The 19845-nt window shown below is 69.2% G+C and carries 24 protein-coding genes and 1 tRNA gene; 15 read left to right on the forward strand and 10 right to left on the reverse strand.

The genetic code is table 11. From position 1 onward, the window contains the following. Positions 1–189, reverse strand: a 189-nt coding sequence (locus FHU13_RS27370) for a hypothetical protein (protein ID WP_210287591.1), incomplete at its 3' end; no start/stop codon positions are given. A gap of 518 nt (positions 190–707) precedes the next feature. On the opposite strand from FHU13_RS27370, the gene FHU13_RS11370 reads away from it, so the two are divergent. The 6 genes from FHU13_RS11370 (at position 708) to FHU13_RS11395 (ending at position 3535) form a co-directional block, all read left to right on the forward strand. Beyond that, the gene (locus FHU13_RS11370; protein ID WP_183435964.1) at positions 708–1112 is read left to right on the forward strand and encodes a hypothetical protein; all 405 of its coding nucleotides are present in this window, start codon (positions 708–710) and stop codon (positions 1110–1112) included. A gap of 130 nt (positions 1113–1242) precedes the next feature. Then, entirely contained in the window at positions 1243–1515 is a 273-nt protein-coding gene (locus tag FHU13_RS11375) for a hypothetical protein (protein ID WP_183436201.1), read from the forward strand. A 62-nt stretch (positions 1516–1577) separates the two neighbouring features. Beyond that, positions 1578–1988 carry a DUF2934 domain-containing protein gene (locus tag FHU13_RS11380; RefSeq protein WP_183435965.1) on the forward strand — a complete coding sequence of 137 codons (411 nt, stop codon included), beginning with the start codon at positions 1578–1580 and terminating at the stop codon, positions 1986–1988. 215 nt (positions 1989–2203) lie between these two features. Continuing rightward, positions 2204–2491 carry a hypothetical protein gene (locus FHU13_RS11385; protein ID WP_183435966.1) on the forward strand — a complete coding sequence of 96 codons (288 nt, stop codon included), beginning with the start codon at positions 2204–2206 and terminating at the stop codon, positions 2489–2491. Between the two features lie 15 nt (positions 2492–2506). Further along, positions 2507–3178: an HAD family hydrolase gene (locus FHU13_RS11390; RefSeq protein ID WP_183435967.1), complete on the forward strand. Its 672-nt coding sequence runs from the start codon at positions 2507–2509 to the stop codon at positions 3176–3178. A 159-nt stretch (positions 3179–3337) separates the two neighbouring features. After that, entirely contained in the window at positions 3338–3535 is a 198-nt protein-coding gene (locus FHU13_RS11395; protein WP_183435968.1) for a hypothetical protein, read from the forward strand. Between the two features lie 142 nt (positions 3536–3677). Here the strand turns inward: FHU13_RS11395 and FHU13_RS11400 are convergent, their stop codons facing one another. Further along, positions 3678–4370: an ABC transporter ATP-binding protein gene (locus FHU13_RS11400; RefSeq protein WP_183436202.1), complete on the reverse strand. Its 693-nt coding sequence runs from the start codon at positions 4368–4370 to the stop codon at positions 3678–3680. Positions 4371–4559: 189 nt separating this feature from the next. On the opposite strand from FHU13_RS11400, the gene FHU13_RS11405 reads away from it, so the two are divergent. The 7 genes from FHU13_RS11405 to rplA all read left to right on the forward strand — a co-directional run bounded on the left by FHU13_RS11405 (position 4560) and on the right by rplA (position 8391). Then, positions 4560–5201, forward strand: coding sequence for an arylesterase (locus FHU13_RS11405; protein WP_183436203.1), 642 nt, complete (start codon positions 4560–4562; stop codon positions 5199–5201). A gap of 2 nt (positions 5202–5203) precedes the next feature. Beyond that, entirely contained in the window at positions 5204–5779 is a 576-nt protein-coding gene (gene thpR / locus FHU13_RS11410) for an RNA 2',3'-cyclic phosphodiesterase (protein WP_183435969.1), read from the forward strand. Positions 5780–5857: 78 nt separating this feature from the next. Beyond that, positions 5858–5934, forward strand: a tRNA-Trp gene (locus FHU13_RS11415). A 184-nt stretch (positions 5935–6118) separates the two neighbouring features. Further along, a complete protein-coding gene (gene secE, locus FHU13_RS11420) occupies positions 6119–6421 on the forward strand; it encodes a preprotein translocase subunit SecE (protein WP_183435970.1) in 303 nt (100 codons plus the stop codon). Between the two features lie 44 nt (positions 6422–6465). After that, entirely contained in the window at positions 6466–6999 is a 534-nt protein-coding gene (nusG, locus tag FHU13_RS11425) for a transcription termination/antitermination protein NusG (protein ID WP_003597503.1), read from the forward strand. A gap of 232 nt (positions 7000–7231) precedes the next feature. Further along, a complete protein-coding gene (gene rplK, locus FHU13_RS11430) occupies positions 7232–7681 on the forward strand; it encodes a 50S ribosomal protein L11 (RefSeq protein WP_183435971.1) in 450 nt (149 codons plus the stop codon). 11 nt (positions 7682–7692) lie between these two features. Next, positions 7693–8391, forward strand: coding sequence for a 50S ribosomal protein L1 (rplA, locus tag FHU13_RS11435; protein ID WP_183435972.1), 699 nt, complete (start codon positions 7693–7695; stop codon positions 8389–8391). Positions 8392–8570: 179 nt separating this feature from the next. On the opposite strand, the gene FHU13_RS11440 is transcribed toward rplA, so the two are convergent. The 7 genes from FHU13_RS11440 to bioB all read right to left on the reverse strand — a co-directional run bounded on the left by FHU13_RS11440 (position 8571) and on the right by bioB (position 16616). Continuing rightward, positions 8571–9809, reverse strand: coding sequence for a cytochrome P450 (locus FHU13_RS11440; RefSeq protein WP_183435973.1), 1239 nt, complete (start codon positions 9807–9809; stop codon positions 8571–8573). Between the two features lie 4 nt (positions 9810–9813). Next, a complete protein-coding gene (locus FHU13_RS11445) occupies positions 9814–11076 on the reverse strand; it encodes an NAD(P)/FAD-dependent oxidoreductase (RefSeq protein WP_183435974.1) in 1263 nt (420 codons plus the stop codon). Beyond that, positions 11073–11288, reverse strand: coding sequence for a ferredoxin (locus tag FHU13_RS11450; protein WP_183435975.1), 216 nt, complete (start codon positions 11286–11288; stop codon positions 11073–11075). Before FHU13_RS11450 ends, FHU13_RS11445 begins: the two co-directional genes overlap by 4 nt. Before the next feature lie 207 nt (positions 11289–11495). Next, positions 11496–12581, reverse strand: a complete 1086-nt coding sequence (locus FHU13_RS11455; RefSeq protein WP_183435976.1) for an acyltransferase — start codon at positions 12579–12581, stop codon at positions 11496–11498. Beyond that, positions 12578–13447, reverse strand: a complete 870-nt coding sequence (locus FHU13_RS11460) for a glycosyltransferase family 2 protein (RefSeq protein ID WP_183435977.1) — start codon at positions 13445–13447, stop codon at positions 12578–12580. The genes FHU13_RS11455 and FHU13_RS11460 overlap by 4 nt, the downstream gene beginning before the upstream one ends. A 248-nt stretch (positions 13448–13695) precedes the next feature. Beyond that, entirely contained in the window at positions 13696–15510 is a 1815-nt protein-coding gene (gene aspS / locus FHU13_RS11465) for an aspartate--tRNA ligase (RefSeq protein ID WP_183435978.1), read from the reverse strand. An 80-nt stretch (positions 15511–15590) separates the two neighbouring features. Continuing rightward, on the reverse strand, positions 15591–16616 hold the full coding sequence (bioB, locus tag FHU13_RS11470; RefSeq protein WP_183435979.1) for a biotin synthase BioB: 1026 nt from the start codon (positions 16614–16616) through the stop codon (positions 15591–15593). A gap of 303 nt (positions 16617–16919) precedes the next feature. Between bioB and FHU13_RS11475 the strand changes: the two genes are divergently transcribed. Continuing rightward, a complete protein-coding gene (locus tag FHU13_RS11475) occupies positions 16920–17243 on the forward strand; it encodes a hypothetical protein (protein WP_246714621.1) in 324 nt (107 codons plus the stop codon). A 97-nt stretch (positions 17244–17340) separates the two neighbouring features. Here FHU13_RS11475 and FHU13_RS11480 read toward each other — a convergent pair whose 3' ends face one another. After that, complete coding sequence (locus tag FHU13_RS11480) at positions 17341–18225, reverse strand: fumarylacetoacetate hydrolase family protein (protein WP_183435981.1); 885 nt, start codon at positions 18223–18225, stop codon at positions 17341–17343. Between the two features lie 273 nt (positions 18226–18498). On the opposite strand from FHU13_RS11480, the gene FHU13_RS11485 reads away from it, so the two are divergent. Then, complete coding sequence (locus tag FHU13_RS11485; protein WP_183435982.1) at positions 18499–19824, forward strand: OmpP1/FadL family transporter; 1326 nt, start codon at positions 18499–18501, stop codon at positions 19822–19824. Positions 19825–19845: the final 21 nt, after the last annotated feature.

Genomic DNA, 19845 nt, shown 5'->3' on the forward strand with positions numbered 1-19845 from the left:
CGCGAGACCGAGTTCGCCGTCGTCCGCGCCGGCCTGAACTACAAGTTCGGCTCGTACTAAGATCTGGAGCCTCGGCGATCCCTCACCGGATCGCCGAACTTCCTCGGAAAAGCCCGGCCTCATGCCGGGCTTTTTCGCGTGGGATGCCTCGCCTCCGGCGGATGCTGCGGTTAAGGTCTTGTTGACCATCCCGCCCGATCCTGCGTGGCCCGGACGCCCCGACGCGGGGACCGGCGCCCGCAACCGCCACGGCGAGACCCGCGCATCCGCATGACAACCGACATGAGATCGGACCGTACGGCAGGACGCGCCGCGCGGTGGACAGCCTCGGCGCGTCCGAGGCGGCGCGCGTTCCTCGCAGCGGCGCTGATCGGGATTCTCTGCGGTTCGATCCCCGCCGTCCGGGCGCAGGAGCCGCTCTACCTGCGCATCCGCGCCAACCCGGACGCCCGGCTCGACGGCACTGCGGCCTCCGGGCCGACGGGCGGTCCGCTTGCCGCGGGACCCGCGCGCGGAGAATCCGCCTGGGAGCGCAGCAACCGGCGCGCCCGGATCGCGATCGCGTCAGTCTGCACCGGATGCCTCGCCGGACGTTCTGCCCTGCAGGCGTTCATGCCGTCCTCGGTGGCGGAAGCTCGGGCCTCCGACATGCCTTCGCCGCTTTCGTCGCCTTCTCCATCGCCCTTTGCACCGCCAGCAGGTGACCCATGACCCAGGCCCACCCGACCACCGGCGCGACCGTCGATCCGGAATGCCCCGTCTCCCTCGAACTCCTCGGCGAGGTGTATCGCGCCGACGACTACGACCTGCCCTACCTCCTCGAGACGATTCCGGCGCTGACACGAGCCAAGCTCGCCGCCTACCTCTACGGCAAGAGCCATATGCACCAACTCGGCCTGAAGGTGGCCCGCGCCTGCGAGCGCGACGACCTGATCCGGGCAGTGGGCGAGATCGGCTCGGTGATCTACGGCCAGTCCCGGCTGAAACCCGCCGAGGCAGCGCCGGCGGTCGAAGTGCCGGCCGGGCGCGGTCGATCGGCTCAGGCGGCTCAGCCGAAGAAGGTCAAGATCAGCCTCGGCGGCTCCGCCGCCAAGGGCCGCAGCTTCGACTGAGCATCGGTGTCCTCCCGCCCGGCGCGGCCGCGGCCGGGAGGGCTCTCGATCTTGTGTGTGTCCGTCGTTCCGAGGCCCGGCCATAGCCGTTTCGGGATGATGCTGCGTGAAGGCGAAGAAGGCAGGTTCGATGTTCGCGACGTGGTGGAAGCTCGGCCTCGACACGACCCTGCTCGCCTTCGAGGCACAGTCGGTGATCGCCCTGCGGATGGCCAAGCTGGCGGCCGGCGGCAGCGCCGCGCAGGCGGAGGCGCAGCGCATGGTGAGCGAGAAGGTTTTCGCGGCCGGTGAGGCGGCGATGCAGCTCGCCACGGGGGCCTCCCACGGCACGGTGGTGGCCGGCTATCGCCGCAAGGTGCGGGCGAACCACCGCCGCCTCTCCCGCGGTGCGAAACGCGATTAACCGACTCTTAACCATGAACTTCCATCGTTCGAACTCACGTCGGACGATCTCGGGAGAGCTTCATGGTGCTGTGCGAGAACAGCGTGCGCGAGCGCGCCTACTACATCTGGGAAGGTGAGGGCCGCGTGTTCGGCCGGGCCGAGGCCCATTGGCTGCAGGCCGAGGCCGAGCTGCACCGCGCCACGACCGCGGTGACGGTCGAGGCGGAAACGGTTGCTGCGGCCAAGGTCGCCAAGCCCCGCGCCAGCCGGGCCAAGGCCGCGGAGAAGGCGCCCGCCGAGGTGCTGGCGGGGGTCGCCCGGTCCGTCAAGGTCAAGGCTTCGGTCAAGGCTCCTGCCAAGGTCGTCACTAAGGCCGCCGAGAAGCCCGCCGCAAAGGCAGTGAAGGCTGCGCCCAAGGCGGCGTCCAAGGCCAAGCCGGCCGCCAGCCGGGCCAAGACCGGTGCCGGAGCCGAGGCTGTCGTCCTCCACTGAGCCGCCTCACTGATCAGGAGCGCGGTTCGAGAGCCCGCCGTCCTCCGGGGACGGCGGGCTTCGCTTTTTGAAGGGGCCCCAAAAAGTCGGGGCGAGGACAGGCAAGGCGAGGGCGGACAAGGGCGAGGGAACGTGGGTCTGACTCGGCCGTTTCCTTTCGCGCTCCGCGAGCGGGGCGTTCCCAGGCTGATCCGAGGATCGAGGAAGGACAAGCGATGCGCGCGCTGATGGGACGAGGGGCCGCTGCCGTCCTCCTCGGCACGATGCTGGCCTCGGCCGCCGCCGCGGGTCCGATGCGGACGAATGAGTCCTTCTACGCCGGTCCCGCCATGCCGGCGGTGAGCGGCCGGGCCCCGTGGAATGCGCCCTGGGAATACGACTCGGGCAGTGACAACGACCGTCGCCCCGAACTGCCCTACTACCAGCAGGGCCGCGGTCAGCAGACCGGTGGGCCGGCCCGCAACCTGCTGCCGGATGACGGACTTCACCTCTTCCCGCGCTGACGACGGGTCGTTCCAATGAGCGCCCGCATCAAGGCCGTCGTGTTCGACATCGACGGCACGCTGCTCGACAGCGTCGACCTGCACGCCCGTGCCTGGGTCGAAGCCTTTGCGCATTTCGGGATCCATACGAAGGAGGCCGAGGTCCGCCGCCAGATCGGCAAGGGCGGCGACCAGCTCCTTCCGGTCTTCGTGGACGAGGAGCGGCTGGCCCGCGAGGGCGAAGCGATCGAATCCTACCGCTCCGATCTGTTCAAGCGGGTCTACCTTTCGCAGGCCAAGCCGTTCCCCGCGGTGAAGGCCTTGCTCAGCCATGTGCGCGATGCAGGCCAGATCGTCGCCCTTGCCTCCTCCGGCAAGGCGGACGAGGTCGAGAACTATCAGAAGATCCTCGGCATCACCGATCTTGTCGATCTGGTCACGACCTCCGACGATGCCGACCGATCCAAGCCTCATCCCGACATCTTCGAGGCGGTGCTGGGCAAGCTCCCCGGCCTCTCGAAGCCGGCAGTGATGGTGATCGGCGATACGCCGTACGACGCGCAAGCCGCTGCAAGCGCTGGGCTTTCGACGATCGGCGTCCTGTGCGGCGGCTTTCCCGAGGCCGAACTTTCGGCGGCCGGCTGCGTCGCGATCTATCGCGATCCGCAGGATTTGCTCGACGGTTACGCGCGCTCGCCTCTCGCCTGATCGCTCACCGGGGATGAGCCGGCGTCAAAAAGCTGTGAGGGACGGCCTGCACCCTCTCAGGAAACGCTAACTGCGAGCCGGCAAACCTATGGCCATGCGATTTGGAACCGTTTAAGAGCCCGCCCCGCGGGGGGCGAGCCCGCTTCCGGATGGCGACTCATGCAGACCACGGCCGAGACGTTCATGACGACCTCGAAATCTCTCCAGCAGCAGGTCGCCGAGGCCATCGAGGACCGGGCGCTTCCGATCAGCCGGCTCCTGCGTCTGATGTGGGCGCTCGATGCCGACCGTAGCGCCGCCAACCAGAATCTGCGGGCCCAGCTCCGCGCCCGGATCGGCGCTCCCCTGAACGCCTGAGTTTTTCGGCGCCTGGCTGCGCCGCCTGAGGCGGCGCGCGAACAGACGGTTTCAACATTCGACAAAGCCTTGCCTTTCTGCGCCCGCACGGCACCGAAAGGCGTTGTGTTCAAGTTCCCTGGTTTTCAGGTCTCTTGGGTTTTCAGGCCCCTAGGGCCTTGGCCGGCACCTCGACCCGGCCGGCGCGCAGGCGCACTGTACGGTCGCACAGCCGGGCAAGACCCGGATCGTGCGTCACCAGAACCAGGGTCGCGCCGCGGTCGCGCTTCAATCCGAACAGCAGCTCCACGATCTGCCGCCCCGTCGCCTCGTCGAGGTTACCGGTCGGTTCGTCGGCGACCAGGATCGCCGGATCGGGCGCGAGCGCGCGGGCGATCGCCACCCGCTGCTGCTCGCCGCCGGAGAGCTGCGCCGGATAGTGGCGCAGACGGTGGCCGAGCCCCACCGCCTCCAGTTCCGCCGCCGCCCGCCCGTGCGGGTCGGGCGCACCGGCGAGTTCGAGGGGCAGTGCCACGTTCTCCTGCGCGGTCATGGTCGGCACGAGGTGGAAGGCCTGGAACACGATGCCGATGTTGCGGCCGCGGAAGCGCGCGAGGCCGTCCTCGTCGAGCCCCCCGAGATCGGTGTCGGCGATGATGACGCGGCCGGTATCGGGCCGCTCCAGTCCGGCCATCACGGTGAGCAGGGTGGATTTGCCCGAGCCCGAAGGACCGACGAGCCCAACCGCCTCGCCGCGCTCGACATCGAGCGAGATGCCGCGCAGGACATGCACCCGCGCGGGGCCGCGGCCGAGGCTCAGCTCGATCTGCGAAAGGGAGACGGCCTTGTTCGACATCAGGCACCGACCGATCTTGGTGAGCGACTTGGGAGCCACGCGGGCTTCTTCGAGCGAAAGGACACGGTCTTGCACCACGCGAACGAGGCGGAAGCCGGACCCGGCAGGCTTGTGTCACGCTTGGGCGCCCGGCGCGAGGCGGACGGACCCGATGTGGGGCCGCGCCGCCCTCGGCGCAGGGTCGCGCTGATGCTCCTCTTCGCCGCAGCCACGCTCGTCGGCGCCGCGAGCCTGCTGCCCGGCGCCGCGCGGGCCGAGCCGACACCCCTCAAGCTCGTGGCCCTGGGCGACAGCCTCACCGCGGGCTACCGCCTTCCCGCCGATGCCGCCTTCCCCGCGGTGCTGGAACGGGCGCTGAAGGCGAAGGGGTATCGGGTCGAGATCGCCAATGCCGGCGTGTCGGGCGACACCAGCACCGGCGGGCTCGACCGGCTCGACTGGTCGGTGCCCGAGGGAACGCAGGGGGTGATCCTCGAACTCGGCGCCAACGACATGCTGCGCGGCACCGACCCGGCGGTGACCCGCAAGGCGCTGGAGGCGATCATCCTGCGGCTGAAGGAGCGGGGCATCCCGGTGCTGCTCGCCGGCATGCTGGCTGCGCCCAATCTCGGTACGGAGTTCCGCGCCCGCTTCGACGCGATCTATCCCGACCTCGCCCGTGCGCATGGCCTCGTACTCTACCCGTTCTTCCTCGACGGCGTGGCGGGCCAGCGCGCCAACACCCTGGATGACGGGCTGCACCCGACCGCCAAGGGGGTCGAGCGGGTCGTCGAGGGCATCCTGCCGAGTGTCGAGACCTTCGTGAAAAGCCTGGAGAAGAAGGGGCCTTAGCGATGCCGCGTCTGTTCACCGGGCTGGAGATCCCGCCGGACATCGCCGAGCGGCTGTCGTTCTTCCGCGGCGGCCTGCCCGGCGCGCGCTGGATCGAGCCGTCGGACTACCACATCACCCTGCGCTTTCTCGGCGAGGTCGACGAGGTCGTCGCCGCCGATCTCGACGCGGGCCTGAGTGAGGCGCGGGCGCGCCCGGCCTTCACCGTGACGCTCGACGGCTTGGCGAGCTTCGGCGGCGACCGGCCGCGGGCCCTCTACGCCTCCGTCGTGCCGAGCCCGGACCTGACCGAGTTGCAGGAGGAGCACGAGCGCATCGCCCGCCGGGCCGGCGCCGCGCCAGAGCGGCGCAAGTTCACCCCGCACGTGACGCTCGCCCGCCTCAACCGCGAGGCTGCGCCGGAGGCTGTGGCGCGCACCCTCACGCAGGCGGGCGTGTTCCCGCGCCTCACCTTCAGGGCGCGCCGCGCCGCTCTGTTCTCGGCCCGCACCTCGCGCGGCGGCGGTCCCTATCTCGTCGAGGCGGCCTATCCGTTCGCGGATGGAGAATTCGAATCGAACGAAGGGGAAGACGGGTAGTGTTCGGGCGCACGCACGTTCCGCCCTTGCGTTGAGTCCCCGCTTGCGGCATGACGCGAGCCGCGCCGCGCGCGCCGTAGGAGTGTAGCTCAACTGGTCAGAGCACCGGTCTCCAAAACCGGGGGTTGGGGGTTCGAGTCCCTCCACTCCTGCCACGGCGCTCACCGCACCCGACCCAGCCTCCTGCCCGCTGCGGTCCTTTCCCTCCCCATCGACAAGCCTGATCACTTGCGCTAGAGCGGGCGCATTCCGAGATCCTCAGATACTGTCGGTGTGGGACGCTTCGTCCTCGCACCGTGATCGGCGGTTCCCGGAGCCCTGTCCGGTTTCAGTTGCGCCATGGCATCGAACGAAGCAACCAAGAAAGCCGACGCGGCGCGCGGACCCAATCGCGGCGCGGCGCCCGCATCGCCCCAGCGCGCGATCCCGCCGGCGCGCCCCGCGCCGAAGCGCGTCGGCCCGGCGGAGTTCCTGGGGCAGGTGCGCGACGAGGCCCGTAAGGTCACGTGGCCGACCCGCAAGGAAACCACTGTCACCACCATGATGGTGTTCATCATGGTGGTGGTCGCGAGCCTGTTCTTCGTCGCCGTCGACCAGGTGCTGCGCTTCGCCGTCAGCCTGATCCTCGGGATCGGCGCTTAAAGTCGTTTCAGGCGTTCCAAGCCGCCGAGGAGTTGAGAAGACCCGTGTCGAAGCGCTGGTACATCGTCCACGCCTACTCGAACTTCGAGAACAAGGTCGCCCAGTCCATCAAGGATCAGGCGGCCCAGCGCGGGCTGACCGAGCTGTTCGACGAGGTCATGGTGCCGACAGAGAAGGTCACCGAGGTGCGCCGCGGCCGCAAGGTCGATGCGGAGCGCAAGTTCTTCCCCGGCTACGTGCTAGTGAAGTGCGACCTGACGGACGAGGTCTACCACCTCATCAAGAACACCCCGAAGGTCACCGGCTTCCTCGGCGCTGACAAGGCCAAGCCCGTGCCGATTCCGGACGCCGAGGCCGAGCGCATCAAGGGGCAGGTGCAGGAGGGCGTGGACCGCCCGAAGCACACGGTCTCCTTCGAGATCGGCGAGACGGTGCGCGTCTCCGACGGTCCCTTCGCCTCCTTCAACGGCACCGTCGAGGAAATCGACGACGCCCGCTCGCGCCTCAAGGTGGCGGTGTCGATCTTCGGTCGCGCCACCCCGGTCGAGCTCGAATACGGGCAGGTCGAGAAGGTCTGACTTTTTTGCATTTTGCGATAAGTCAGCACTGACTAGCTGATCCCCGATTTTCCCGGCCAGCGGCCCTGCCGCGGCCTGGAGACGGCGATGCTTTCGTGAGAGCACCGCCACAACCCCGCGGGAGATTCGCCCGGCTTCGCCTCCGGGATCCACGGATCGCACCGCGACCTGCAACCGCCCGTCCGTCCGTGCCTCGGCAGCGCGGCGACGCGCAATTCTTGGGAGCAGTCCCATGGCGAAGAAGATCACGGGCTACGTGAAGCTTCAGGTCCCGGCCGGCGCCGCCAACCCGTCGCCGCCGATCGGTCCCGCGCTCGGTCAGCGCGGCCTCAACATCATGGAATTCTGCAAGGCCTTCAACGCGAAGACCGCGCAGATGGAGAAGGGCACCCCGATCCCGGTGATCATCACCGCGTATCAGGATCGCTCCTTCACCTTCGAGATGAAGCAGCCCCCGGTCACCTTCTTCCTGAAGAAGGCCGTCGGCCTGAAGATCGGCAAGAAGCCGGCCTCCGGCTCGAAGACCCCCGGCAAGGGTGCGACCGTCGGCAAGATCACCGAAGCCCAGCTTCGCGAGATCGCCGAGAAGAAGATGCCCGACCTCAACTGCGACTCCGTCGATGCGGCGGTCGCGATGATCCGTGGCTCCGCGCGAGCCATGGGCCTCGAAGTCGTCGCGTAAGGGAGGGCGATATGGCACGCGAAGGAAAGCGCATCCGCGCCGCCCGCGAGGGTCTGGAGCCGACCAAGCTCTACACCATCGACGAGGCGATCAAGCTGGTGAAGTCGAAGGCTTCGGCCAAGTTCGACGAGACCGTCGAGATCTCGATGAATCTCGGCGTCGATCCGCGCCACGCCGACCAGATGGTCCGTGGCGTCTGCAACCTGCCGAACGGCTCCGGCCGGACGGTGCGCGTGGCGGTCTTCGCCCGCGGCGCCAAGGCGGACGACGCCAAGGCGGCCGGTGCCGATATCGTCGGCGCCGAGGATCTCCTCGAGATCGTCCAGGGTGGCAAGATCGAGTTCGATCGCTGCATCGCGACCCCGGACCTGATGCCGCTGGTCGGTCGTCTCGGTAAGGTGCTGGGCCCGCGCGGCCTGATGCCGAACCCGAAGGTCGGCACCGTCACCATGGACGTGAAGGGCGCGGTCGCCGCCGCCAAGGGCGGCGCCGTCGAGTTCCGCGTCGAGAAGGCCGGCATCATCCACGCCGGCGTCGGCAAGGTGTCCTTCGACGAGCAGAAGCTCGTCGAGAACATCAAGGCCTTCGCCGACGCGGTCGCCAAGGCGAAACCCGCCGGCGCCAAGGGCACCTACATCCAGCGCATCGCCGTCACCTCGACGATGGGCCCGGGCGTGAAGGTCGAGCCCTCCACGGTGCTGACCGCGTAAGACGCGTCCGCAGGCACGTTCGGGAGAGCGCCCGGCCGAGAGGCCGGGCGCTTTTCTTTTGGTTCGCGCCTCTCTTCGGCCTTGCGAGGCGAAGACGAAGCAATCCAGCGGCGCGACCTGACCGGATAGGGCAGTGCCCTGGACTGCTTCGCTCCGCTCGCAGTGACGGGAAAGGGGTTTTATCCCTCCGCCGCGCCGTTCAGCGCCAGCCTCAGATGCCGTGGCCCGCGCAGCGAAGCACCGGGCCGGTAGGGCGGCGGGTCCTCGGTCAGGGACACGCCCTTCAGCCGCCGCACGAGGCTGACCAACGCCACCTCCGCCTCGATCCGCGCCAGCGGCGCGCCGACGCAGTAGTGCAGCCCACCGCCGAAGCCGAGATGGCGGTTGTCGGGCCGGTCGGGATCGAAGCGGTCGGGATCGATGAAGCGGGCCGGATCACGGTTGGCCGCCGCGAGCAGGAAGATCACCGGCGCGTCCTTCGGGATGGTGATTCCGGCGACTGGGATGTCGGCGAGCGCGAGCCGGGTGCGGTAATGGACCGGCGGCTCGTAGCGCAGCAATTCCTCGATCAGCCGCGGTGCGATCTCCGGATCGGCGCGCAGGCGCTCCCCATGCTCGGGGAAGCGCAGTAGCGTCAGCATGCCGTTGGTGATCAGGTTCACCGTGGTCTCGTGGCCCGCCACCAGCAGCAGCACCGCGGTGGCGACGAGATCGAAATCGTTCATTCCGTCCCGGTCGTTGGCGAGGTCTGAGAGGATGTCCTCCTGCGGGTCCTTGCGTTTGTCCTTGATCAGCCCCTGGAGATAGTCGGCGATCTCGTTGAAGCAGACCTCGTTCTTGGCCCTCGTTTCCTCGTCGCCGCGCTGGTTGGGCTCGAGTGCGGTCGCGAGCTGCGTCGCCCAGCCGTGGAACTGCGCCTCGTCCTCGGGCGGCACGCCGAGTAGCTCGCAGATCACCGTGACGGGGAGCGGATAGGAGAAGTCGTCGACGAGATCGATGCGGGACTTGCCTCGCATCTTACCGATCAGGTCGTCGGTAATTCGTTGGGTCTTCGCGCGCATGCCGCGCACGCGCTCCGGGGTGAAGCAGTGCATCACCTGCCCGCGCAGGCGGTCGTGGTCGGGCGGATCGCGGAAGATGAACGGGCGGTGACGCTTGCGGATCTCGGCGCGCACCGGCCGGACCAGAAGGTCGGTCACGGGGTGCCCGGTCCAACGAAACTTTTGGGGGTCGGGAAGGTCGTCCGAGCTGATCCGCGGATCGGAAATCAGCCGCGCCAGCTCGGCATGCGTGCTGACGACGTAGGTGCCGTCCTCCTGCCGCGCCACCGGTACCTTCCGCATCTCCGCGTAGAGCGGGTAGGGGTTCGCCCGGTTGGCAGGATCGAGGATCTGTTCGAACAGCATGCTTCCGCTCACGGGACTATGGCTCCTGCACACGGATGTGAGGCTGATCGACGGCGTCCTCGATCGGCGGGAAGGGCACGCGCTCGCGGATCGCGGCCTTGTAGGCGGGCAGCCAACGGGCGCTGTCGATCGAGGCGGCGGCGACGGTGCGGCCATCCTTGCCGAAGGCGGCCACGAGCCGGCGCTCTTCAAACGAGCCGTGCATCACGGCGAAGCTGTCGGCGCTGTCCGCCAAGCCGACGAGCTTGATCGTCAGGCCGAATTGCTGCGACCAGAAATCGGGCAGGTGGTCGTGGCGGCGCATCGCCGAGGCGTCGCCCGCCAGCATGTTGCCTGCGGCGGTCTCCGCTTGCGCCCGGGCGTTGCCCCAGTGCTCGACCGCCACCAGCGCGTCGTCGTCGTGCGGGTTCGGCCAGCGCGCCACGTCGCCGGCCGCGAACACGCCCTCGGCGACGCTGCCGTCGTGGAGCAGGGCGCGGCAGAAGGCATCGCAGCGCAGGCCCTTGGCATCGGCCTGCAAGCCGGAGCCGTCGAGCCATTCGACGTTGCGCAGGGTGCCGATCGCCGCGACGAGGCAGTCGGTCTCGATCCGCTCGCCGTCCTTCAGTGTCACGGCGAGGAGACGCCCGTTCTCCGCCTCCATTTGCTCGATTTCGGATTCGACGCGCAGGTCGACACCCCGCTCGCGGGCGACCTCGCCGATCAGGCCGCCGAGGCGGGGCCCGAGGGTGGCTGCGAGCGGCACGGCATCGCGCACCAAGAGCGTGACGGGAATGTCGAGATCGCGACAGGTCGAGGCGACCTCGAAGCCGATGAAGCCGCCGCCGACGAGGACGACGCGGCGCGGCCGCCCCCGGAGCCGCGCGCCGAGCCGCTGCGCGTCGTCCCGGCCGCGCAGGGTGAAGACGCCAGCAAGGGCCGCTTCCTCGGGGTTGGGCCAGGGCCGCGCCCGGGTGCCGGTGGCGATCAGCAGGCGGTCGTAGGGCAGGCGGCTGCCGTCGCCGAGTTCGACGGCGCGTTCCGACAGGTCGAGCCGGGTCGCTGGCTGGCCGAGGCGGAATGTTGCGCGCAGATCGGGATGGCGGGGCAGGGTGGTGTCGGCGGAATAGAGCCCGCGCAGCACCTGCTTGGAGAGCGGCGGCCGGTCGTAGGGTGCGTGGGTCTCGTCGCCGACCAGGGTGAGGGAGCCGAAAAAGCCCCCCTCGCGTAAGGCGTGCGCCGCGGCGAGGCCCGCCAGCGAGGCGCCGACGACGACGATGCGCTCGGGGGCTCGCGTCACGCCGCCTCTCCGGCGGTGGTGTCGTCGGGGTAGGCGGTGATCGCCCGCACCGGGCAGGCGTGGACGGCGCGCTCCATCTCGCCGCGCGCGCCGTCGTCGGGGGAGGGGTCGTAGACCAGTGCCTCGCGCCCGTGCAGGGCGAAGTGGCCCGGCGCGGCGTAGAGGCACTGCGCGTAGGCTTGGCAGCGGTTGAGATCCACGACGACCTTCATGAGGAGGCTTTCGCTCTGCCTGTGCCGATGGGAGACGGCCGCTGGAAGCGCGGCCGACACGGGTAGGTAGGGCGAGGGAATCCGCTCACCACGGCGGCGGCCTGACGCCCCCATCCCGGCGGCCGCATCCATGCCCCCCTTGGAGCGGGAAACGCTCCAGGCCGCGGCGGGGATCAATCCTGCGTCAGGGGCTGCGCAGGGGCTGCGTCAGGGGGCGGCAGGCTCGATGGTGCCCAGCGTTCGCCTCCCGAGCGCCCGCGCCTTCACGCGCAGGGCCGGCTTCTCGACGGCGTACCAGGAGAGCGCCGCGGCGAGGCCGGCAAGCCCGAGCGCGGGGGGCAGCAGCGCGACGGCCGAGACGGTGGGGAACAGCGCGTGCAGGCTCTGCTGGATCGGCCAGCCGTAGAGATAGACCCCGTAGGAGAGGTCGGCCGGTGGGTCGAGGGCCGGGCGGGCGAGCGGGGCCAGGAAGGCGAGCCAGATTACCGCGTAGCTCTCGCCGAGGAAGAGCAGCGTCCGCGCGGGAGCGTGGCCCTGCAAGAGGAGGCCCGCCGCCAGCACGAGCAGCGGCCAGGGCGTGAGGCGGATGGAATCGCGCCACAGGTAGAGGCAAGCCCCGGCGGCGAAGATCAGCGGCAGGCGCAGAGCTGTCTCGGTGCCCTTGGACATCTCGGGCCGGACCGCTTCGAGAAGGCCCAGGCTCAGCGCCAGGGAGACGGTGAGCGCCGGCACCGCCCAGCGACGCCGCAACAGCCCGCACAGCCCGATGGTGAGGACGCCGACGTAGCAGATCGTCTCGTATTTCAGGGTCCAGACCGTGCCGAGCGGGCTGCGGAAGGGGTTTGCCTCGAAGAGGCCGGGCAGGCTGGCGTTGCTCTTGAAGGACAGGAGTGTACCGCGCACGAAGCGCCACAGTTCCGGCGAGGCGTAGTACTCGCCAAGCGGCAGTCGGGTGAGGGCGCCGCCGAGCAGCAGCGAGACCGCCAGAGTCGCGGCGACGAGTCCCGGCAGGATGCGCAAGGTCCGGGCGATGACGTAGTCGCGCCAGCCGCGCCGGTCGTAGCTCATGGTGACGAGAAAGCCCGAGACGGCGAAGAAGCCGTTCACCGCGTGCTCGCCCAGCGAGAAGCCGGTGGTGCGGGCCAGCGGCTCGTCGAGCGCGTTGCCGGAGACGACGCTGAAGGCGTGGCTGACCACCACCATCAGGGCCAGCGCCAAGCGCAGGCCGGAGAAGGCGTTGTGCGGGCGCGCCAGCGCCTCCGCGATGGTGGGGCCGGACAGGACGCCTCTCACGGTGCCAACCCTTCGCGAGCCAATGCGCTCTGCCCCCGCAGGGCGGCGAGCGCGCCCGCCGCCGAGCCGCCGTAGCGCTCAAGCCCCGAGCGCCGGAAGGCGAGGGCGGCGAGCGCTGCCTTCGGCGCGTTCGTCGCCAACATGCCGGGGCTCGGATCAGGCAGGCCGTACTTCCTCGAAACGTAGGCCCGCGACCACGCCTGATGCCAGCGCGTGCGAAAAACCCGGCCCGGCGCCGGGGCCGAGGAGCGCCCTCGCCCGTGCAGGGCCACCGCGCCGTGGACGTGGACGAGCGCGCGCCCCGCATCGGCCACCCGGCGGCAGAGGTCGTCATCCTCGTAGAACAGGAAGATGTTGTCGTCGAAGCCGCCGAGTTCGAGGAAGAGCGCCCGCTCGATCATCAGGCAGGCACCCGACAGGAACGGGGCGCAGGCATCGCCCTCGGGCAGGGTCAGCCGGCCCTTCGGATTGGTGAGGTAGGGCGCCAGCAGCGAGCGCGGCTGGTAGAAGAAGCGCCCGTCCGGCTCGTGGATGCGCGGTGCCAGGAGCCCGGCATCGGGCCATGCCTGCGCTGCCGCGAGGAGGGCCGCGGTAGCGCCGGGTTGCAGCACGAGATCGGGGTTGAGGATGAGGACGTGCCGGGCCCCGTCGGCGGCGCGCACGCCGATGTTGTTGGCGCGGCCATAGCCCTCGTTGCGCGGGTTCACGATCACCCGCGTGCCGTGAGCCTCGGCCACGGCCACCGAGCCGTCGCGGCTGGCATTGTCGACCACGATCGCCGGGATGGTCTCGCGCGCGAGCGCCGCGAGGCAGGCGGGCAGGGCGTCCGCGCTGTCGTGGCTGACGACGATGGCGGTCAGCGACATGCGGCCGTCCGCGGGCCGTAGCGGGCAGCCCCTCTCCGCCTTGCGGGCGAGGCGTGGTCCGTCTCGCCCATGCCGCTTTCGCTCAAGGCCTTCCGCTCGGCGAGCATGACCCGCTCTCCGTCATCGCGCGGCGAAGCCGAAGCGATCCGGCGCGCCGCCTCATCCGGAGAGGCCGCGCCCCCGGATCGCTTCGCTGTCGCTCGCGAGGACGGTGGTGCCAACGGGCGCAAGGCGCTTCCGGATCAGGATCAGCCCTTCTTCTCGGGCAGGTTGAGGCGGATGTGCAGCTCGCGGAGCTGCTTGGCCGTCGCCTCGGCGGGCGCGCCCATCATCAGGTCCTCGGCGCGCTGGTTCATCGGGAACAGCACGACCTCACGGATGTTCGGCTCCTCGCACAGCAGCATGACGATGCGGTCGACACCCGGCGCAATGCCACCGTGCGGCGGGGCGCCGAGGCGAAGCGCGTTCAGCATGCCGCCGAACTTCTCCTCCAGCACGTCCCGCCCGTAGCCGGCGATGGCGAACGCCTTCTCCATCACGTCGGGGCGGTGGTTCCGGATCGCGCCCGAGGACAGCTCGATGCCGTTGCAGACGATGTCGTACTGGAACGCCTTGATCCCGAGGATTTTTTCCGAATCTCCGTCGCCGAGCGCGAGGAAATCCTCGCGATCATAGTTCGGCATCGAGAACGGGTTGTGGGAGAAGTCGATCCGCTTCTCCTCCTCGTTCCACTCGTACATCGGGAAGTCGACGACCCAGCAGAAGGCGAACTGGTCCGTGTCGGAGAGCTTCAGTTCGTCACCGATGCGGATGCGCGCCTTGCCCGCGAGCGCAGCCGCCTTCGCCTCGGCGCCGGCGGCGAAGAACACCGCGTCGCCTGGCTTGGCCCCGGCCTTCTCAGCGATCCGCGCCTGGATCGCGGCCGGGATGAACTTGGCGATCGGGCCCTTGCCGGTGAGCGCCCCGCCCTCTTCCTCGAACACGATGTAGCCGAGCCCCGGCGCGCCTTCCGAGCGGGCCCAGTCGTTGAGCTTGTCGAAGAACGAGCGCGGCTGGCCCGCTGCCCCGGTTGCAGGGATGGCGCGCACCACGCCGCCCGACTTGATGACGCCCTTGAACGCCTTGAACTCGACCGCGTCGTCGGCGAACTCGTCCGTGACGTCGGCGATGATCAGCGGGTTGCGCAGGTCCGGCTTGTCGACGCCGTATTTCAGCATCGCGTCGGCGTAGGTGATGCGCGGGAATTCTTTCGTCACGCGCTTGCCGTTCGCGAACTCCTCGAATACGCCGCGCAGCACCGGCTCGACCGCCTGGAACACGTCCTCCTGCGTGACGAAGCTCATCTCGATGTCGAGCTGGTAGAACTCGCCCGGGGAGCGGTCGGCGCGGGCATCCTCGTCGCGGAAACAGGGCGCGATCTGGAAGTAGCGGTCGAAGCCCGCGATCATCGTGAGCTGCTTGAACTGCTGCGGCGCCTGCGGCAGCGCGTAGAACTTTCCGGGGTGGACGCGGGACGGCACGAGGTAGTCGCGCGCGCCCTCGGGGCTTGACGCGGTCAGAATCGGCGTCTGAAATTCGAAAAAACCGCCCTCGCGCATGCGGCGGCGCAGGCTATCGACGATTGCGCCGCGCTTCATGATGTTGGCGTGCAGCTTCTCCCGGCGCAGATCGAGGAAGCGATACTTGAGCCGGGTCTCCTCCGGGTATTCCTGGTCGCCGAAGACGGGCAGCGGCAGTTCGCCGGCCGGACCCAGCACCTCGAGGTCGTCGATATAGACCTCGACCGCGCCGGTCGGCAGCTCGGCGTTCTCGGTGCCGGCAGGGCGCGTGCGCACACGGCCATCGATGCGGATCACCCACTCGGAGCGCGCGGTCTCGGCGGCCTTGAACGCCTTGGAGTCGGAATCGACCACGCACTGCGTCAGGCCGTAATGGTCGCGCAGGTCGATGAAGAGCACGCCGCCGTGGTCGCGGATGCGGTGGCACCAGCCGGACAGGCGGACGGTCTGCCCGACATCGGACGGGCGGAGCGCCCCGCAGGTATGGGAACGGTAACGGTGCATGGCGGGCTCTTGAAAAGGAGCCGGCACCATTCACGGGAGGCGGGTGAAGTCAAGGCAGAGGAGCGCGCCGCCCCTCCGGTCTACTCTGCGGCGGCGAGCGTCACCTCGGGCACCGGCACGCCGATGTCGCGCAGCAGCTCGGCGTCGGCGTCGGCCTCGTTGTTGGCGGTGGTGAGCAGGCGCTCGCCGTAGAAGATCGAGTTGGCGCCGGCCAGGAAGCACAGGATCTGCGCCTCACGGGTCAGGCTCTTGCGCCCGGCGCTGAGGCGCACACGGGCCTTCGGCATGACGATGCGGGCGGTGGCGCACATCCGCACGAGGTCGAGCGGATCGATCGGCGGTCGGTCCTCCAGCGGCGTACCCTCGACGGCGACCAGCGCGTTGATCGGCACGCTCTCCGGGTGAGGGGCGTGGTTGGCGAGCACGAGCAGCATCTCGGCCCGGTCGCGCACGCGCTCGCCCATGCCCACGATGCCGCCGCAGCAGACGCCGATCCCAGCCTCGCGCACATGCTCCAGGGTCTGGAGCCGATCGTCGTAGGTGCGAGTCGAGATGATGTCGCCGTAGAATTCCGGGCCGGTGTCGAGGTTGTGGTTGTAGGAGGTGAGCCCGGCCTCCGCGAGGCGCTGCGCTTGGCTCTGGGTCAGCATGCCGAGCGTGACGCAGGCCTCCATGCCGAGGCCGCGCACGCCGCGCACCATTTCCAGCACCGCGTCGAAGTCCGGCCCGTCCTTGGGCCTGCGCCACGCCGCGCCCATGCAGAAGCGGTGCGCGCCGTTGGCCTTGGCGGCGGCCGCCTCCTTTAGCACGGCCTCGACCGGCATCAGTCGCTCGCGGGGGAGGTTGGCGCCCTTGTGGTGGGCCGATTGCGGGCAGTAGGCGCAATCCTCGGGGCAGCCGCCGGTCTTGATCGAGAGCAAAGCCGCCCGCTGGATGTCCGCGGGGTCGTTGTGCGCCCGGTGCACGACGCCCGCCCGGTGCACGAGGTCGAGCAGCGGCATGTCGTGGATCGCCTGGATCTCGGCCAGGGTCCAATCATGCCGGATATCTTGCCGGACGGCGTCGGGCGCCGAAGAGGAGGCGAGGGAGACCACGGTATCGCTCATGCGCTTCTTTGAGAGCGAAGGCGCGGGAAAAATCAAGCCTTGCCGTAGGAGGGCCGTTTGATCGGCCGGGTTCGCATCCGGGATGAGGCGGCTACGTGAGGGAAGCTCGGCCGACCTTCGCTGTGGCCGAACGAACGGCCTCTCGACGGACCGAAGCTTGACCGGTCTTGCAGCTACAAGGCGTGCCGCTTATTCGATGCCCGTCATCCACGAGGCTTCGCGATGCGCTTGTCCGGCAGACCGTTCCTATCGGCGGCTCTCTTCTTATCGGCGGCTGTCGTGGCACTTCGCCCGGTGCCTGCGATGGCCAAGCAGCTGTGCGAACGTGAGGTCCTGCCCTTTGCCGCCATGGCAGCGGCCATCAAGGCCGACCCGGGGACGGAGGTGACGCGTGAAACCGCTTCGTTCGTGGAGATCCAAGACCCGAAGCGGCTGATGATCTGGACGCTGGTCAAGCCCAGCGGTGATCAGCCGGCCGCCTATATCTGCCGAAGGGTCGTGCAGGAGGACGGACAGGTGAAGATCCACCTGTCGGCCGAGTGCGTCGGACGAACCCTGAACTGCGACGGCGTGATCGGCCGCATCCTCTCGGAGCAGAACCGCGCGATGGCCCCGCTGCGTCGGTGACCGGCTCGCCTCGCCGAGGAGATCAGAAAGGCACCCCGACCCGCCGCATCGGACGGGTTCTGCGGGGAGGCGGTCATCCGAGTGGCCGGGCCGTCCGTCAGTTCGTCGGCTCGCCAGCCGCGACCTTCGCGGTCCAGTCGTCGAAGGCCACGACCCGCTGGCGCTGCTCGCCGAGGCCGTCGATGCGCAGCACCATCTCGTCGTCGCTCTTGAGGTAGCGCGGCGGCTTCATGCCGAGGCCGACGCCCGGGGGCGTGCCGGTGGTGATGACGTCGCCGGGCTCCAGCATCATGAAGTGCGAGACGTAGGCCACGAGCTGGGCGACGTCGAAGATCATCGTCGCCGTCGAGCCCGTCTGCATCCGCTGGCCGTTGAGGTCGAGGCTCATCGAGAGGTTCTTGAGGTCCGGGATCTCGTCGAGGGTGACGAGCCAGGGGCCGAGCGGGCCGAAGGTCGGGCAGCCCTTGCCCTTGGTCCAGGTGCCGCCGCGCTCCATCTGGAATTCGCGCTCGGACAGGTCGTTGCAGATGCACACGCCCGCCACGTAGCGCAGGGCCTCGTTGGCGTGGACGTACGAGGCGCGGGCGCCGATCACCACGGCGAGCTCCACCTCCCAGTCGGTCTTGGCCGAGGCTTTGGGCAGGATCACCGTGTCATTGGGGCCGACGATGCAGGAGGGCGCCTTGTTGAAGATAATCGGCTCGGCCGGGATCGCGGCTCCTGTCTCGGCGGCGTGGTCGGCGTAGTTCAGGCCGATCGCCACGAAGTTGCGGGTGCCCCCGACGCAAGGGCCGAGACGGGTGCCGGGCGGCAGAAGCGGCAGGCTTTCGGGATCGATCCGCGCGAGCCGATCGAGCGATTCCCGCGAGAGGCCCGGCCCCGCGATGTCGCGCAAGGTTCCCGACAGGTCGCGCAAGCCCCCCTTCGCGTCCACGAGGCCCGGCTTCTCGTCACCGCTCGCTCCGTGCCGGATCAACTTCATCGTCAGCGACTCCGTCCTGCTTGAGGCTCGCCCAGAGGCGCGAGACCATGGCCGCGACCGGTCCAGGGTGCAAGCCGCGCCTTGAGACCGCGTCAGACCGTGTCTCGGGGCTGTGTCGTTCATACAGGCGCAGGGTCGCCTCGGTTCCGTGACATAAATTCCTCAATTGATATATAATTCTATTTTCGGGTTTCCGCCTCTGGACCGAATGCCTCCGATCCTCTTCGGTCGTCCGTGCGACTTGGGTCTGCAAGAACGCTTCGGAGAACAAGAATGACTGGGGGGACGATCCGCGCGCTCGGGCTCGCGGGCGCTGTCGCGGCCGCTTCGGTGGCGGGCGCGACGGCGGCGCAGGCCGGTGCCTTCGGCCTGCGCGAGCAGAGTGCACAGGGGTTGGGCGTCGCCTTCGCGGGCGCGGCGTCGGGCGGGGCGGGCGTCTCGTCGATTTTCTGGAACCCGGCGACCGTGACGATGCGGCCGGGCTTCGCCAGCGAGCAGAGCCTGAGCTTCATCAATCTCTCGGGCGAGATCACGCCGACGGTGGGGACCGCGCCGGGCTTGCTGCCGTTCGGCTCTTCCGGCGAGGTCGGCCAGGGCGCCGTGGTGCCTTCGGGCGCAACCTCCTACCAGCTCACCGACCGGCTCTGGGTCGGCATCCAGACCGGCGCGCCCTACGGCCTCGTCACCAAGCCGCGCCAGGATTGGGCGGGCTCGGTCTATGCCCGTTCCTCGCGGATCTTCTCGCTGGCCTTCAACCCGGTGGTCGGATTCAAGGTCAACGACTGGCTGTCCGTCGCCGCCGGCCCGAGCATCGAGTATTTCCGCCTGACCCTGCGCCAGGCGGTCCCGGTGCCCGGGGTCTTCCCGGGCCTCTACCCGTCGGGCTTCCTCAAGGGCGAGTCCTGGGGCGTGGGCTTCACCGCCGGTGTCCTGGTCACTCCCGCCGCCGGCACGGTGATCGGCGTCGGCTATCGCTCCTCGGTCCACCACGACATCGAGGGCTCGATCGGCTTCCCCGATCCGCGGCAGGCCATCGCCCTGGGGCAGGTGCGGGCCAACCTCAACACACCCGAGAAGGTCAGCGTCGGCCTGACCCAGGCGATCAACCCGGTCACCCGGATCAATCTCGGCTTCGAGTGGGACAACTGGTCGAGACTCGGCGACGTCGGCATCGTCTCGAAGGCGCTCGGCGTGACGGTCAACCACCTGCCGCTCAACTTCAAGGACTCGTTCTTCTACTCGATCGGTGCCGAGTACGACTGGTCGCCGAACCTGACCCTCCGGGCCGGCTTCGGCTACGACAATGTGCCGATCGACGTCTCGAACCGCTCGGCGCGCCTGCCCGACAGCGACCGCTACGTCGTCTCGATCGGCGGCAGCTATCGCTGGAGCGAGAAGGTGCTGCTGACGGCCAGCTACGCTCACGCCTTCTTCGACCGCGGCCTCCTCCTGGCTGGGCCCGGCCGCGACTACAACATCGGCAACATCCCGCTCGCAGCCTCGACCGACGTCAGCGCCGACGTCGTCTCGGTCGGGTTCCGCTACCAGTGGGACGCCCCCGCCGCCGTCGCCCCGGCCCCGCTGGTGCGCAAGTACTGATCGCCCCTTGATCGCTGCGGC

Source organism: Methylobacterium sp. R2-1 (genome assembly GCF_014191355.1).
Classification (GTDB): domain Bacteria; phylum Pseudomonadota; class Alphaproteobacteria; order Rhizobiales; family Beijerinckiaceae; genus Methylobacterium.

Bases quoted from the DNA above. Each gene is read 5' to 3' on its own strand.
- rplK (WP_183435971.1), top strand. From the start codon at position 7,232: ATGGCGAAGAAGATCACGGGCTACGTGAAGCTTCAGGTCCCGGCCGGC.
- FHU13_RS11400 (WP_183436202.1), bottom strand. From the start codon at position 4,370: ATGTCGAACAAGGCCGTCTCCCTTTCGCAGATCGAGCTGAGCCTCGGC.
- FHU13_RS11385 (WP_183435966.1), top strand. From the start codon at position 2,204: ATGCGCGCGCTGATGGGACGAGGGGCCGCTGCCGTCCTCCTCGGCACG.
- FHU13_RS11480 (WP_183435981.1), bottom strand. From the start codon at position 18,225: ATGAAGTTGATCCGGCACGGAGCGAGCGGTGACGAGAAGCCGGGCCTC.
- FHU13_RS11475 (WP_246714621.1), top strand. From the start codon at position 16,920: ATGGCCAAGCAGCTGTGCGAACGTGAGGTCCTGCCCTTTGCCGCCATG.
- secE (WP_183435970.1), top strand. From the start codon at position 6,119: ATGGCATCGAACGAAGCAACCAAGAAAGCCGACGCGGCGCGCGGACCC.
- bioB (WP_183435979.1), bottom strand. From the start codon at position 16,616: ATGAGCGATACCGTGGTCTCCCTCGCCTCCTCTTCGGCGCCCGACGCC.
- FHU13_RS11460 (WP_183435977.1), bottom strand. From the start codon at position 13,447: ATGTCGCTGACCGCCATCGTCGTCAGCCACGACAGCGCGGACGCCCTG.
- FHU13_RS11390 (WP_183435967.1), top strand. From the start codon at position 2,507: ATGAGCGCCCGCATCAAGGCCGTCGTGTTCGACATCGACGGCACGCTG.
- FHU13_RS11485 (WP_183435982.1), top strand. From the start codon at position 18,499: ATGACTGGGGGGACGATCCGCGCGCTCGGGCTCGCGGGCGCTGTCGCG.
- FHU13_RS11380 (WP_183435965.1), top strand. From the start codon at position 1,578: ATGGTGCTGTGCGAGAACAGCGTGCGCGAGCGCGCCTACTACATCTGG.
- thpR (WP_183435969.1), top strand. From the start codon at position 5,204: ATGCCGCGTCTGTTCACCGGGCTGGAGATCCCGCCGGACATCGCCGAG.
- rplA (WP_183435972.1), top strand. From the start codon at position 7,693: ATGGCACGCGAAGGAAAGCGCATCCGCGCCGCCCGCGAGGGTCTGGAG.
- aspS (WP_183435978.1), bottom strand. From the start codon at position 15,510: ATGCACCGTTACCGTTCCCATACCTGCGGGGCGCTCCGCCCGTCCGAT.
- FHU13_RS11405 (WP_183436203.1), top strand. From the start codon at position 4,560: ATGCTCCTCTTCGCCGCAGCCACGCTCGTCGGCGCCGCGAGCCTGCTG.
- FHU13_RS11450 (WP_183435975.1), bottom strand. From the start codon at position 11,288: ATGAAGGTCGTCGTGGATCTCAACCGCTGCCAAGCCTACGCGCAGTGC.
- FHU13_RS11370 (WP_183435964.1), top strand. From the start codon at position 708: ATGACCCAGGCCCACCCGACCACCGGCGCGACCGTCGATCCGGAATGC.
- FHU13_RS11395 (WP_183435968.1), top strand. From the start codon at position 3,338: ATGCAGACCACGGCCGAGACGTTCATGACGACCTCGAAATCTCTCCAG.
- FHU13_RS11375 (WP_183436201.1), top strand. From the start codon at position 1,243: ATGTTCGCGACGTGGTGGAAGCTCGGCCTCGACACGACCCTGCTCGCC.